Origin of the sequence: Streptococcus panodentis (assembly GCF_017884005.1) — a bacterium.
Taxonomy (GTDB): Bacteria; Bacillota; Bacilli; order Lactobacillales; family Streptococcaceae; genus Streptococcus; species Streptococcus panodentis.
Window position 1 is genome coordinate 26,334 of record NZ_QFAY01000009.1, and the last position, 14,375, is coordinate 40,708.

Here is a 14,375-nt window from a genome sequence, read left to right on the forward strand (position 1 = left end):
TTGTTTTGCCATATTCCTTGCATTCTGGCGGGGAGCGTGCTATAATACTAGTAATGAATAAGGAAAGAGAGGCGAGGAAGTATCTTCGCCTCTTATCTGTGAGGAGGTGCAGTTTTATCGCAACGATTGTTGAATTAGTGAGGGAAGTGATTGAACCGGCTGTTCAGGCTCCCTATGAGCTGGTGGATATTGAGTATGGCAAGATGGGGAGCGACTATGTTCTCAGTATCTTTGTGGATAAGCCGGAAGGCATTACGGTCAATGATACGGCGGATCTGACCGAGCTTATCAGTCCCCTGCTGGACAGCATCAAGCCCGATCCCTTCCCTGACCAGTATTTTCTGGAAGTGACCAGTCCGGGGCTGGAGCGGCCGCTTAAGAGCAAGGAGCAGCTGGCTGCTGCGGTTGGGAGTTATATCCATGTCAGCCTGTATCAGGCGCTGGATAAGAGCAAGGTTTTTGAAGGGACCTTAGTTGGTTTTGAAAATGACATCCTGCGCATGGAGTATCTGGACAAAACCCGCAGGAAAGAAGTTGAGATTCCCTATCGTCTGGTCTCCAAAGCCAGACTGGCAGTTCAGTTTTAGCAGCAGAAGCACGATATAAAAGAAAGGAACACTTTTGTTTCAGCAAAAGTTATGTAAAAATGAGTAAAGAAATGCTAGAGGCCTTCCGCATTCTGGAAGAAGACAAAGGAATTAAGAAAGAAGATATTATCGACGCGGTGACGGAGTCGCTCCGTTCAGCATACCGCCGCCGTTACGGGCAGGCAGACAGCGCAGCTATTGAATTTGACGAAAAAACCGGCGATTTCCGTGTCTACACAGTCCGCGAAGTAGTGGATGAGGTCTTTGACAGCCGTTTGGAAATTAGCCTCAAAGATGCCTTAGCAATCAGCTCGGCCTACGAACTAGGCGACAAGATTAAGTTTGAAGAGGCTCCGGCAGAGTTCGGCCGGGTGGCTGCACAGTCTGCCAAGCAGACCATTATGGAAAAGATGCGCAAGCAGACTCGGGCCATCACTTACAATACCTACAAAGAGCATGAAAATGAAATCATGAGCGGAACGGTGGAGCGCTTTGACAACCGCTTCATCTACGTCAATCTGGGCAGTATTGAAGCGCAGCTGTCCAAGCAGGACCAGATTCCCGGCGAAGTCTTTGCTTCTCACGACCGTATCGAGGTCTTTGTCTACAAGGTGGAGGACAATCCCCGCGGTGTCAATGTCTTTGTCAGCCGCAGCCATCCAGAAATGATCAAGCGCCTGATGGAGCAGGAAATCCCTGAAGTCTATGACGGAACTGTGGAAATCATGAGCGTGTCACGGGAAGCAGGCGATCGGACCAAGGTGGCGGTCCGCAGCCACAATCCAAATGTAGATGCTATCGGGACCATCGTCGGACGGGGCGGTGCCAATATCAAGAAAATCACCAGCAAGTTCCACCCAGCCAAGTATGATGCCAAGAGCGACCGCATGGTACCGACTGAGGAAAATATCGATGTCATTGAGTGGGTAGCCGATCCGGCTGAATTTATCTACAATGCCATTGCGCCGGCTGAAGTGGATCAGGTCATCTTTGATGCTGAAGACAGCAAGCGGGCTCTGGTCGTGGTACCGGACAATAAGCTTTCTCTGGCCATCGGCCGCCGCGGTCAGAATGTCCGTCTGGCAGCCCACCTGACAGGATTCAGGATTGACATTAAGTCTGCCAGCGAGTTTGAAGAAATGGAAGCGGCTCACGAGCTGGGCGGTTTTGCTCAGGATGCTGAGGTGATTGCTGCAGAAGACTTTCCTGCTGAAACGGAAGCAGAAGGATTTGCGGCTGAAGCAGAAGTGTGGGCAGAGACTGACTTTGTCGAGGCTGACAGCGCAGAAGCTCCGGCTGAAACCTTGGAAAATCTTGATATAGAAAGCGAAGCGCAAGAACTGGAATAAGGGGGCTGATATGGCAAAAACAAGGAAAATCCCTTTAAGGAAATCAGTGGTTTCCAACCAAGTGATTGACAAGCGCGATTTGCTGCGCATTGTCAAAAACAAGGAAGGCCAAGTCTTCATTGACCCGACGGGCAAGGCTAACGGCCGCGGTGCCTATATCAAGCTGGACAAGGATGAAGCCCTGCAGGCAAAAAAAAGGCGGGTTTTCAACCGCAGTTTCAGCATGGAAGTGGAAGAGGCTTTCTATGACGAATTGATTGCCTATGTGGACCACAAGGTTAAAAGAAGAGAGTTGGGACTTGAATAAGGAAAAATTAGCCAGCTTGCTGGGTCTGGCTCAGAGGGCCGGCCGCCTCATCTCCGGAGAGGAGCTGGCTGTCAAGGCCATTCAAGAGGGGAAAGCCCATCTGGTCTTTCTGGCCCATGATGCCGGTCCCAATCTCAGCAAGAAAATCACTGATAAAAGTCATTACTACCAAGTAGAAGTATCAACCGTGTTTTCAACACTGGAATTAAGCTCTGCAGTTGGCAAGGCCAGAAAAGTGCTGGTCGTTGCAGATGCTGGTTTTACAAAGAAAATGAGGTCTCTTATGTAATAGAAGAGGAGGACAAGATTTGTCTAAAGTAAGATTGTATGAAATCGCCAAAGAACTTGGCAAAGAGAGCAAGGAGGTGGTGGCGCGCGCCAAGGAATTAGGCTTGGATGTCAAAAGCCATTCATCCAGCGTGGAAGCAGAAGCCGGCCAGCGGATTCGCAGCAGCTTCAGGCAGGCGCCTCAGGCCTCCGCAGAAAAGGCGGCCCCGCTTTCCAAGCCGGCTGCTGAAAAAGCGCCGGCAGCGCAGCCATTGACCGAAAAAACTCCTGCCAAAGAAGCCAAGCCAGTCTCCGGCGAAAAGGCGGAAGCTGCAGCAGCCCCTCAGCCTGAGCCTAAGGCAGAACCGGCCGCTCCAGCAAGACCGGCCCGGCCGCAGAGCCGCAACTTTAAGGCGGAACGCGAGGCCAGAGCCAAGGAGCAGGCAGAACGCCGCAAGCAGCAGGGCAACCGTCAGCCGCAAAAGGGCGATAAACGCGAGCGCGGCAATGAGCGCAATGAGCGCAATAAAAACCGCCGCGACCGCAATGACCGGGACCGGGGCAGCCGCAATGACCGCCGCGACAACCGCGGTCAGGACGGCCGCCGCAGCGGCCAGCAAAATCAAGGTTTCAACGGCCAAAGCCGCCAGCAGCCCAAGCAGGGTCCTAAGATTGACTTTAAGGCACGGGCAGCGGCTCTGAAAGCCGAGCAAAATGCCGAATATGCCCGCTCCAGCGAAGAACGCTTCAAGCAGGCTCAGGAAGCCAGAGAAGCGCTGGACCGGCAGAACCGCCGCAAGGAAGCAGCACCGGCACCGGAAGCAGCAAGTCTTGCCCAAGCTGTTCAGCCAGCACCGCCGGCCGCGGCAGCAACAGCTTCTAAACCAGCAGCGGCAGCGGTAGATACACGCCGCAAAAAACAAGCACGACCAGATAAAAAACGCGAAGATTTTGATCGCGAAGAAGATGGTCCAAGAAAACAACAAAAGAATCGAAGCAGTCAGAATCAAGTGAGAAATCAAAGAAACAGTAACTGGAATCATAATAAGAAAAACAAAAAAGGGAAAGGCAATCACCATCAGGCTCCAAGGCCTGTGACGGAGCGTAAGTTCCATGAGCTGCCGACCGAATTTGAATATACAGACGGGATGACCGTGGCGGAAATCGCCAAGCGGATCAAGCGCGAACCAGCTGAAATCGTCAAGAAACTCTTTATGATGGGTGTCATGGCGACACAAAATCAGTCGCTTGACGGCGATACCATTGAGCTTTTGATGGTGGATTACGGCATTGAAGCCAAGAAAAAGGTAGAAGTGGATACAGCTGATATTGAGCGTTTCTTCGTCGAAGAAGGCTATATCAATCCCGATGCGCTGGAAGAGCGTCCGCCGGTCGTGACCATTATGGGACACGTTGACCACGGGAAAACGACCCTGCTGGATACCCTGCGCAATTCCCGTGTAGCAACAGGCGAAGCGGGCGGAATCACCCAGCATATCGGTGCCTACCAGATCGAGGAAAGCGGCAAGAAGATTACCTTCCTTGATACACCGGGACACGCGGCCTTTACCTCTATGCGGGCCCGCGGTGCCTCTGTGACAGATATCACCATTTTGGTTGTAGCTGCAGATGACGGCGTGATGCCTCAGACCATTGAGGCGATTAACCATTCTAAGGCAGCCAATGTACCGATTATCGTGGCCATCAACAAGATTGATAAGCCGGGTGCCAATCCAGAACGCGTCATCGGCGAGCTGGCTGAGCACGGTGTTATGTCTACTTCATGGGGCGGTGAGTCTGAATTTGTCGAAATCTCAGCTAAATTCAACCAGAATATTGACAGCCTGCTGGAAACGGTTCTCTTGGTGGCTGAAATTCAGGAACTGAAAGCCGACCCAACGGTTCGGGCTATCGGTACCGTTATTGAAGCACGCCTGGATAAAGGAAAAGGTGCGGTTGCGACCCTTCTCGTTCAGCAGGGAACGCTGAATGTTCAGGATCCGATTGTTGTCGGCAATACCTTCGGCCGGGTCCGGGCCATGACCAATGATCTGGGCCGCCGCGTTAAGGTGGCCGGACCGTCAACACCGGTTTCCATCACTGGTCTCAATGAAACCCCTATGGCCGGTGACCACTTTGCCGTCTATGAAGATGAGAAGGCAGCGCGGGCTGCTGGTGAAGAACGGGCCAAACGGGCCCTGATGAAACAGCGTCAGGCAACCCATCGGGTCAGTCTGGAAAACCTATTTGATACCCTTAAAGCCGGCGAAGTCAAATCTGTCAATGTCATTATCAAGGCTGATGTGCAGGGGTCTGTTGAAGCTCTGGCTGCTTCTCTGCAGAAGATTGAGGTAGAAGGCGTCAAGATTACCATCGTCCACTCAGCTGTCGGTGCCATTAATGAATCAGACGTTACGCTGGCAGAAGCTTCCAATGCCTTTATCATCGGTTTCAATGTCCGTCCGACTTCTCAGGCCCGCCAGCAGGCGGATGCCGACGATGTGGAAATCCGTCTCCACAGCATTATCTATAAGGTCATTGAGGAAATGGAAGATGCCATGAAGGGCATGCTGGATCCAGAATACGAAGAAAAAATCATCGGTGAAGCCCTTATCCGTGAAACCTTCAAGGTTTCCAAGGTGGGAACAATCGGAGGATTTATGGTTATCAGCGGCAAGGTGACCCGCGATTCTAAGGTCCGGGTAATCCGCGACGGCGTGGTAATCTATGATGGAGAGCTGGCCAGCCTCAAGCACTTCAAGGATGATGTCAAGGAAATCACCAACGGCCGCGAGGGCGGACTCATGATTGAGGGCTACAACGACATCCAAGTGGACGATACCATCGAAGCCTATATCATGGAAGAAATCAAGAAATAAGCTAAGAAATCCCTTAAAAATTCGCAGTGAAAATAGTATTTGGCAAAAGTCAGGACTTCCAGTCCAATATCCTTTTTCACAAAGAGTTTAGAAGGAACCTCATCCAGCTAAAACTAAAAACATAGGCGGGTGGGACAGACTCCCATGGTGGCTGTGTCCTCACTCACAGAGGGAGCTATCTTTTGGAAGATGCTGTATAAGAACTCAACATTGAAAATGTTTAGTTCCCTTCACTCTTTTGTTTCTAAGCTCAGGCTGAAAAGGTTCCCCAAACCTTTTCACTCCCAGCCCGCGAGGCTCTCACAGTCCGGGGGACTGTGAGAGGTTGGGAATAAAACAAACGCAGTTTGTGTCAAAACAGTCCGGGGGACTGTGAGAGGTTGGGGATGAGGCTGTTGCAGAAGAAAAAATTTAGAAAGGAAATCTTATGGCAAATCATTTTCGCACAGACCGTGTCGGGATGGAAATCAAGCGCGAAGTCAATGAGATTTTGCAGAAGAAGGTCCGGGACCCAAGGGTTCAGGGTGTGACCATTACGGATGTCCAGATGCTGGGTGATCTGTCCATGGCCAAGGTCTACTACAGTATCATGAGCGATCTGGCCTCGGACAATCAAAAAGCCCAGCAGGGCCTGAAAAAGGCAACTGGAACGATTAAGCGCGAGCTGGGCCGCAATCTGAAAATGTACAAGATTCCTGATTTGACCTTTGTCAAGGACGAATCCATTGAGTACGGCAACAAGATTGACCAGATGCTGCGCAATTTGGAGAAGAAATAAAGAACTCGGCTGAAAGGCTTAGTTTTTTTAAAAATTAATATAATAATTTTTAAAAAAATAGGTATATACCATTTACAAATAAAAAAGAAAGCGTTATAATAGAATCAAGAAGAACTCAGAGATTCAAAAGTGAGCAGCAGGATATGCAGATCCGTCACGGGAAGGCTCTTTTGAATGAAAGAGGAGACAGAACACAATGGCAAGGGAGGCAGTTTGATGCCTACATATATCAAAGCAGATCAATTTTTCTATCCTCAGGGAATCCGTCAGGGCGGCTATTTGGAGCTGGCTGACGGCAAGTTTGGCAGGCTGCTGCAGTCTGTGCCGCAGGATGCAGAAGTCATCGACTGGAGCGGCTATTCCATTGCACCGGGTCTGGTGGACACCCATATCCATGGCTTCGGCGGCGTTGATGTCATGGACAATAACATCGAAGGCACTCTTCATACGATGAGTGAAGGGCTCTTGACGACCGGTGTGACCAGCTTTCTGCCGACAACCCTGACCTCGTCTTATGAGCTCTTGCTGGCCGTGACAGAAAATATCGGTGCCCGCTACAAAGAAGCTACAGGTGCTAAGATCCGCGGTCTTTATTTTGAAGGGCCTTATTTCACCGAGAAATACAAGGGCGCTCAGAATCCGGCCTATATGAAAGATCCCCGTCTGGATGAGTTCCGTGCGTGGCAGAAGGCTTCGAATGGCCTGCTCAATAAGATTGCTCTGGCACCCGAACGTGAGGGTGTAGAGGAATTTGTCCGCACGATTACGGATGAAGGGGTTACGGTGGCTCTGGGCCATTCCGATGCGACTTTTGATGAAGCCAAGGCAGCTGTAGAAGCGGGGGCCAGTGTCTGGGTCCATGCCTATAATGGCATGCGCGGCCTGACCCACCGTGAGCTGGGCATGGTGGGCGCTATGTATGAGCTGCCTCACACTTATGCAGAGCTGATTTGCGACGGCCACCATGTGGATCCCAAGGCCTGTGACATTCTGATGAAGCAAAAGGGCCATGAAAACATAGCCCTCATTACTGACTGTATGACGGCTGGCGGTCTGGCCGACGGTGACTATATGCTGGGAGAATTTCCAGTGGTTGTAGCTGAGGGAACCGCCCGGCTCAAGTCAACGGGCAATCTGGCCGGCTCTATTCTCAAGCTGAAAGATGGATTGAAAAATGTGGTCAAGTGGGGCCTCGCCAATCTTCATCAGGCTGTTATGATGGCCAGTCTCATTCCGGCCAAATCCGTCCATATCGACGATGTCTGCGGACAGATCAAGGAGGGCTACGATGCTGACTTTATCGTTTTGGATAAAGACTTAGAGCTGGTGGCGACTTACCTTGACGGTCAAGAACGATTCCATGTATGAGAAGGGCAGATATTTTAAACCAGTCTCCTTATATTTTTCAGAAAGAGCAGGGCAGCCTGTTCTTTTTGTGCTTTAGGCAATTCGGAGAGATTTCCTGGATTTGAATTGCTTTCTTAGGCGTGATATAATGGGACTATAGTGTGAAAAGGAGCAGCAGATGAAACGAATAGACGGAAAATTTATGGCTATGGGAATTGTTTTCCTGCTGGCAGGATTGGCTTTAAGCCGTATATTGATGATCACTGCCGGCGCAGCTTTCATTATCTACAGTTTTTTCAGCAGGGGCATGGCGCCGACCAAGGAAAATATTTTCAGGCCCAAGTCCATACTGAAAAAGAAGGACAAGAAGTGAGGACTTTTGCTCCTTAATCAATGCAGCAGCTGTTTTGCTAAAGGCAGGCAGCGAGTAGAAGGCGAAAAGGAGAAATGCGATGAAAGAATATCTGTTGAACAATGGTGTGGGTATCCCAGTGCTGGGCTTTGGTACTTGGAAGGCACAGGATGGCGAAGAGGCCTATCAGGCTGTACTGGCTGCCCTTGAGGCTGGCTATCGGCACATTGATACGGCGGCTGTCTACAAGAATGAAGAGAGTGTCGGCCGGGCAATTAAAGACAGCGGCATTCCGCGGGAAGAGCTCTTTATCACGACCAAGCTTTGGAATGGCAATCATAGCTATGAAGAAGCTCGTGAGGCCTTTGCCCGCTCGATGGAGCGTCTGGGACTGGACTATCTGGACCTCTACCTCATCCACTGGCCCAATCCCAAGCCGCTGCGGGAAAATGACGCCTGGAAAAAGCGCAATGCAGAGGTCTGGCGGGCCATGGAGGATCTCTATCAGGAGGGACTCATCCGTGCAATCGGCGTCAGCAATTTCCTGCCTCACCACCTAGAGGCCTTGCTTGAGACAGCGCGCCTGACCCCTGCTGTCAATCAAATCCGTCTGGCGCCCGGCGTCTACCAGACAGAAACGGTGGCCTTCTGCCGTGAGCAGGATATCCTGCTGGAAGCTTGGGGGCCATTCGGTCAGGGCGAGCTTTTCCAAAACCCTGCTGTACAGACCGTGGCAGACAAGTACGGCAAGACCATTGCCCAAGTCGCTCTGGCCTGGAGCCTGCAGGAAGGCTTTCTGCCCCTGCCCAAGTCGGTTAGGCCTGAACGGATTAAGAGCAATCTGGACTGCTTTGACGTCGAGCTGAGCCCAGAGGACTTAGAAGTTCTCAAAAATATCCGCGGTCTGGCTGGCGGCGCACCCAATCCGGATGGGATGGATTTTTAGGTAAAGATGAGATTGTACAAAAGCTCTGACAGGGAAAGCTTGCAGGCCTAACAGCCGGCCCCAGTTTATGCTATTGCCATTTTCGAGAGGAATTATTTCCCGGATAATCGGGCTTTTCGGGTCTTCAGCCTGCAGGACAATCAGACTCGGCAGGAGCTGAAAGTAGAAATAGAGGGACCGGAGGGACACTCCCCTCCGGTCCAGCTTGCACTTTTAGAGCTGAAAAGTATAAGTTAGATATAGAAAGCCATAAAAAGCAGTGGCTGGAATTTTTCAGTAACCAGCCCTTTAGCAATCAGCCTGAAGCCATTATCAGGAAGGCCGAGGACCTGCTGGATATGAGCCGCTGGAGCAAGGAGGACAAGGCCGGGTTTGATGAAAAACGCCGTCAGGCAGAGAAGTTTATGAATTGAATAGCTGAAGAACTCCCTGGTTGGAAGAGAACCGGGGAGTTTTGATTGCTAATCGTAAGCCTGAGAATTTATGGATTCAAACATGTAAATCCGGGTATGAATCCTTTTGAAACAGGCAATAAATAGCTTAGCAGGTATATTGCTCAAATACCCTAATTGTGTTAAAATTAAAATACGATTTGATTAAGACACTATTACAGCGCAATCTGTATTTTTCTTGATAGAGTGACTTGTTTTTGATATGAATCTATTGATGAATATTTCCTAGTTGCAGGCTATTATGAAGGAGCAGATTTTCTATCAGCTAAAATCTCTCGATTTAGTGCTGTTAGTGCAATAGAGAAAATCGAATATTTAAAAACAGAAAGTAAAGCAGTTAAATAGGCGACTAGCTTACTTGGGAATAAGGTTACAGCTATGTCTCAGGTAAGTTCCATTTTACTATAAATAGGAAGGTTTGTTTTTATAAATATGGCAGGATTTACAGTCGGTGATACAACAGTAGGATCACCATTGATTACACCCGAAATTGAAAAACAATTTCAGGAAGAAGAAAAGCTCATTACCGAAGTGACAGAGGAAACGTTTCAGCCCATTGAAAGAACGGACGAGCAAAATGCAGCTGTCGAACAGGTGAAAAATGCCATTGTCCTAAGCGATGAAGACCTTATTTTAACTTATGGTACACAAGAGTCCAATAGTCTGATGACCTTGACTAATAAGACACTGTCGCATGTCAAGGCTTCGGAAGTCGGTGATATTGGCGGACTTTTATCAAGTTTGGCGACCCAATTAACGGTTTCTGAAGAAGATACTCCAAAAGGTATTTTTGGGATATTTAAAAAAGCTAAGAACCACATAAAGACTTTGCAAATTCGGTATGAATCTGCAAAAGATAATATCGATCGAGTGGTTGCTACTCTGGAAAATAATCAGCTGACGCTGATTAAGAATAATAAAGATCTAGAACAAATGAAGGAGGGAAATCGAGAGAATTTCCAAAGACTATCTGTTTATGTGGAGGCTGGTAAGTTAAAAATACAAGAAGCTTATCAGTCTGAGCTGCCCGCTCTGGAAGAAAAGGCGAAAAGCGGTGATCAGACAAGTATTAATGAGCTCACTGAATACAAGAACTCATTAAATCTATTTGAAAAGCAGATTCATGACTTAGATGCTCAAATGTCACTGTCCCAAGCAATGGCTATTCAGTTAGAAACCTTGACCAATACTAATCGGGGCTTGATTCAAAAAATCAATCGCAGTAAGACAATTATGATTCCAGCATGGAATATGTATATGATGGCTGCGTTTTACAATACACAGACTGAAAAAGCATTGCAGGCTGATCAGTATGTGACAGACGCGACCAATCAATTGCTAAAAGATGTCACTAAGAGCTTGCACGAGACAAGTAAACGCAGTGCGGAACAAAGTGAGCGTGCCGCAATTGATATTACAACTCTAGAGTCTATGACGTCTGATATCGTTAATTCTTTGAGAGATATTGATGCGGCGCAAGCCAAGGGTCGAGAATACCGTGAAAAAGCGTCGCTTCGTATTGGTGAATTGCGTGAGGAATTAAAAACACAGCTGGTGACAACGGTTAATCACACTAATATGAATGGGTGAACATGATGCTAAAGAAGTTTATTATAATACATGGTTTAATTATTAGCGGATTAACCTTAGTGACTATCTTCTTGTTTAAATTAGCGATGTTTGATAAAGACGATATTATTGTAGAATCTGGTATCGGAACCTTCAAAATGATTCATACAAGCGCATATATTCTGCTGGTACTCACCGTTTTGTATGCAGGCTTTGTCATTAAAAGTTATATTTCGAGTAAGAGCAAAGAACTGAGACTCGTTGCTTTTGAGGAAGAGCAGCGAAAAGATCCATTATACGATGAAACATCAATGATTCAAAAATTAACGGATATTCAAGAAACGATTGATGAACCGGAGTATATTGATTATACAAAGCGTATTTTAAAACAGCTGCTTGCTGCAAAAACCCTATCGGATGATTTCGTTGAAATTGTTGAAAACAATGACCAGCCGATTATTCAAAATATCGCAAAGGAACTCGTTTCCATTCGTGTTCATATTTTACAAGATGCCAAGAGTATCTATCGTCGTTTGATTATTGCGAAAGACGGCGCAAATATTGAAACTAAATTAATTCATAATGATAAGCTGCTTGATGATGCAGACAGTTTAATTGTTGAGGCGATTAACTATATTGATGTAAAAACTTCTACAAGTGAAATCGATCTCAAAAACTTGACAGACTCACTCAAAGAGCTTATTAAACTCATTTAGAAGGAGATTATTTATGAAATTTAAAAAAACATCCCTGCTTCTTGTGCTTGGAGCAAGTTTGGTTTTATCAGCTTGTTCTGGAGATGGAGCCGTTAAATCGAAGTTGTCCGAAAAAGATGCTAAAACGGAAGTAGAAGCTTATTATAAGAAAATCGATCCTAAGATTGCAAAATTGAAAAAGGATATTTCGAATACGTCCCTGCAGCAAAATGAAGAACTGCCAGATATTGATACAACCTATCCCTATACTGTAAAAGGCAACGGCGAAATCAATGCTGAAATTTTTGTTAGTTCTGAAAAAGCTGGCAGCGGAAAAGATGGTATTTTGAATGAAATTGCTGAAAGTTTCAATAATCAGCGCCAAACAATTGACGGAAAAACAGTGAGTGTCTCCATTCGTTCTATTCCTTCAGGTACTTCTGTTGACTATATTGCCAGCAAAAACCATGTGCCGGACGGCTATACTCCATCAAATCAACAATGGAACTACATTTTAAATGCGCGTGGAACGGCAACTACACAGATTTCAGAACGACTATTTGGTAATACCAGCGGTCTCTTGATGAAGAAAAATATCTATGATGAAATTAAAAAGGCCTATGGCGATGTGACTGTTGAAAATTTGGCAAAAGCGGTGAATGATGGCAAATTACTAGGCTACACCAATCCTTATACTTCTTCAACAGGTTTGAGTTTACTGTCCCAGTTACTGTTTAGCTTTGATAAGGAAAATCCGATTAGCGATACGGCGAAAACAGCTTTCCAACAGTTCCAAAATAATATTCCGTCCACCTTTGTGACGACCACTCAATTGCGTGAAGCGGCTAAAAGCGGCAGCGCAGATATTCTGTCTATTTCTTATCAGACTTATATCAACACCCCAGAATTTAGCGATTATGAATATGTTCCTTTTGGGATTCGTCAGGATTCACCGCTTTATGCAACGACAAATGACAGCTCCAAGCAAGAGGTGTTGAAAAAATTCTCCAGTTATATTCTTGAAGGCAGCAATCAATCGAAAGCGTCATCATATGGTTTTAATCAGTTGGAAGACTATAGTTTTGAAGAGCAAACCACTGACGGGAATCTGCTGATGTCCATGCAAAATCTTTGGAAAAAGAATAAGAACAACAGTCAGCCGATTGTAGGTGTCTTTGTCACCGATGTGTCTGGATCTATGGATGGCGATCCGATGAATAATCTGAAAAAATCATTGCTCAACTCCCTGCAGTACATCAACGAAGAGAATCAAATCGGTCTGGTTTCATACAGTGACGACGTGACTATTAATGTTCCGATTGATAGGATGAACAGCACCCAAAAATCCTATTTCACATCTGCTATTAAAGGGCTGACGCCATCAGGCGGAACAGCTACCTATGATGGAACGCTTGTGGCAGTTAAGATGATATTGGATAAAATGAAGGAAAATCCAGATGCACGGCCGATTATCTTTGTCCTGTCAGACGGTCAGACCAATGGCGGTTATGAATTTGAACGGGTTGAACCAATCATTAAAGCTCTGGGTATTACAGTTAATACTATCGGTTACAATGCAGATTTGGAAGAATTGGCTAGGCTGTCTAAAATTAATGAATCTGTTTCTATTGATGCATCCAATGATGATGTCATTTACAAATTAAAAGAGTTATTTAATGCTGAATTTTAATGAATTCAGCTTTAAATTTAAAATTAGAGATTATTAGATAAAGGATTAGTATAAAATATAATGACAAATAATAAAAAAATTCCAGTTGTAACCAGTCCCTTGCGCGACTCGATCATTGCCATGCCAGCCTGCATCAAAGAGGCATCAGGTATTATCATATATGGCAAACGCATTAAGTCAATTGTCTATTCTTTGGATGTTTCTCTTATTGCCAATACGAATGCGGACGCTATTTTGTGTGTGTATCCTTTTACCCCGAATACGCAGATACTAAATGCCGTATCACTGGTTGCGAAAGCGCCGATTCTGGTCGGTGTCGGCGGCGGCTTGACAAGCGGTGACCGCTCGGCCCGATTAGCCTCTCACGCAGAAGAAAACAACGCAGGCGGAATCGTACTGAACGGTCCTGTCGATATCGAAACAACAAAAGCTGTCCGAACCTATGTTGACATTCCCCTAATCTATACAGTCATTGATAAATCTCGGCCGCTGGCGCCTTATATTGAAGCTGGTGTGGATATTTTTAATGTTAGCGGCGGGAAAGATACGGTTGAACTGGTCAAATGGGTACGGGAGCAGTACCCGGATGTTCCAATCATCGCTTCTGGCGGAAAAACGGAAGAAAACATCCTAGACACCATTGCGGCTGGTGCTAATGCCATTACCTACACCGCTTATGGCATGATGGAACAATACTTCCACAAGAAAATGGAAATCTATCGTAGCGATAGCGAGTAGTAGTCCTGTTTTATAATAAGCATAGAAACACTATAAGAATCAACCAATCAAGCCCCTGTTTTTAGCAGTGGTCTTGGTTGGTTTTTCTTATTTCCGTACTTTAGAGAGACTTTGTTCAATGCTTCAAACAAATTGAGGTGTAAAACTTTATGATAGAGGTAGTTTCTTTGATAAAGTTCGGGATTGTTACATTTTTGTTACATTTGTTAGGAATGTATGAATTGTCAGAAAATTTCTATTATAATATATTTAGAAATAATAGTAAGGAGACTTCTATGCAAAGACAACGTTTTTCACTCCGTAAATACAAGTTCGGTTTGGCTTCTGTTCTTTTAGGAACGGCCCTGGTCTTTGGCGCAGGACAGGCGCAGGCTGATGAGCAGGCCGCGGTCCATTCGGAAGCTGCGGTTCAGCAGTCA

General features: G+C 46.6%; 13 protein-coding genes and 1 pseudogene. All 14 read left to right on the forward strand.

The window, feature by feature from the left end:
• Window positions 1-98: 98 nt before the first annotated feature.
• Window positions 99-587 (forward strand): ribosome maturation factor RimP, encoded by a 489-nt coding sequence (gene rimP / locus DHL47_RS05305; RefSeq protein WP_338060088.1) that lies wholly within the window; start codon window positions 99-101, stop codon window positions 585-587.
• A 59-nt stretch (window positions 588-646) separates the two neighbouring features.
• Window positions 647-1,936 (forward strand): transcription termination factor NusA, encoded by a 1,290-nt coding sequence (gene nusA / locus DHL47_RS05310; protein WP_209551147.1) that lies wholly within the window; start codon window positions 647-649, stop codon window positions 1,934-1,936.
• 10 nt (window positions 1,937-1,946) lie between these two features.
• The gene (gene rnpM, locus DHL47_RS05315) at window positions 1,947-2,243 is read left to right on the forward strand and encodes an RNase P modulator RnpM (RefSeq protein WP_209551148.1); all 297 of its coding nucleotides are present in this window, start codon (window positions 1,947-1,949) and stop codon (window positions 2,241-2,243) included.
• A complete protein-coding gene (locus DHL47_RS05320; protein WP_128834253.1) occupies window positions 2,236-2,532 on the forward strand; it encodes a YlxQ-related RNA-binding protein in 297 nt (98 codons plus the stop codon). The genes rnpM and DHL47_RS05320 overlap by 8 nt, the downstream gene beginning before the upstream one ends.
• Before the next feature lie 19 nt (window positions 2,533-2,551).
• Window positions 2,552-5,389, forward strand: coding sequence for a translation initiation factor IF-2 (infB, locus tag DHL47_RS05325; RefSeq protein WP_209551149.1), 2,838 nt, complete (start codon window positions 2,552-2,554; stop codon window positions 5,387-5,389).
• A 427-nt stretch (window positions 5,390-5,816) separates the two neighbouring features.
• The gene (gene rbfA, locus DHL47_RS05330; RefSeq protein WP_128834250.1) at window positions 5,817-6,167 is read left to right on the forward strand and encodes a 30S ribosome-binding factor RbfA; all 351 of its coding nucleotides are present in this window, start codon (window positions 5,817-5,819) and stop codon (window positions 6,165-6,167) included.
• Between the two features lie 216 nt (window positions 6,168-6,383).
• Entirely contained in the window at window positions 6,384-7,535 is a 1,152-nt protein-coding gene (nagA, locus tag DHL47_RS05335; protein WP_209551150.1) for an N-acetylglucosamine-6-phosphate deacetylase, read from the forward strand.
• Window positions 7,536-7,692: 157 nt separating this feature from the next.
• Entirely contained in the window at window positions 7,693-7,887 is a 195-nt protein-coding gene (locus tag DHL47_RS05340) for a hypothetical protein (RefSeq protein WP_209551151.1), read from the forward strand.
• A 79-nt stretch (window positions 7,888-7,966) separates the two neighbouring features.
• Window positions 7,967-8,812: an aldo/keto reductase gene (locus DHL47_RS05345; protein ID WP_128834247.1), complete on the forward strand. Its 846-nt coding sequence runs from the start codon at window positions 7,967-7,969 to the stop codon at window positions 8,810-8,812.
• 884 nt (window positions 8,813-9,696) lie between these two features.
• A complete protein-coding gene (locus DHL47_RS05350; protein ID WP_209551152.1) occupies window positions 9,697-10,854 on the forward strand; it encodes a toxic anion resistance protein in 1,158 nt (385 codons plus the stop codon).
• Between the two features lie 2 nt (window positions 10,855-10,856).
• Window positions 10,857-11,549: a hypothetical protein gene (locus DHL47_RS05355; RefSeq protein WP_245335556.1), complete on the forward strand. Its 693-nt coding sequence runs from the start codon at window positions 10,857-10,859 to the stop codon at window positions 11,547-11,549.
• 13 nt (window positions 11,550-11,562) lie between these two features.
• Entirely contained in the window at window positions 11,563-13,218 is a 1,656-nt protein-coding gene (locus DHL47_RS05360) for a vWA domain-containing protein (protein ID WP_128834242.1), read from the forward strand.
• A 60-nt stretch (window positions 13,219-13,278) separates the two neighbouring features.
• The gene (locus DHL47_RS05365; RefSeq protein ID WP_128834239.1) at window positions 13,279-13,956 is read left to right on the forward strand and encodes a hydrolase; all 678 of its coding nucleotides are present in this window, start codon (window positions 13,279-13,281) and stop codon (window positions 13,954-13,956) included.
• A gap of 275 nt (window positions 13,957-14,231) precedes the next feature.
• Window positions 14,232-14,349: pseudogene (locus DHL47_RS13620) on the forward strand (YSIRK-type signal peptide-containing protein); the annotation flags it as partial.
• Window positions 14,350-14,375: the final 26 nt, after the last annotated feature.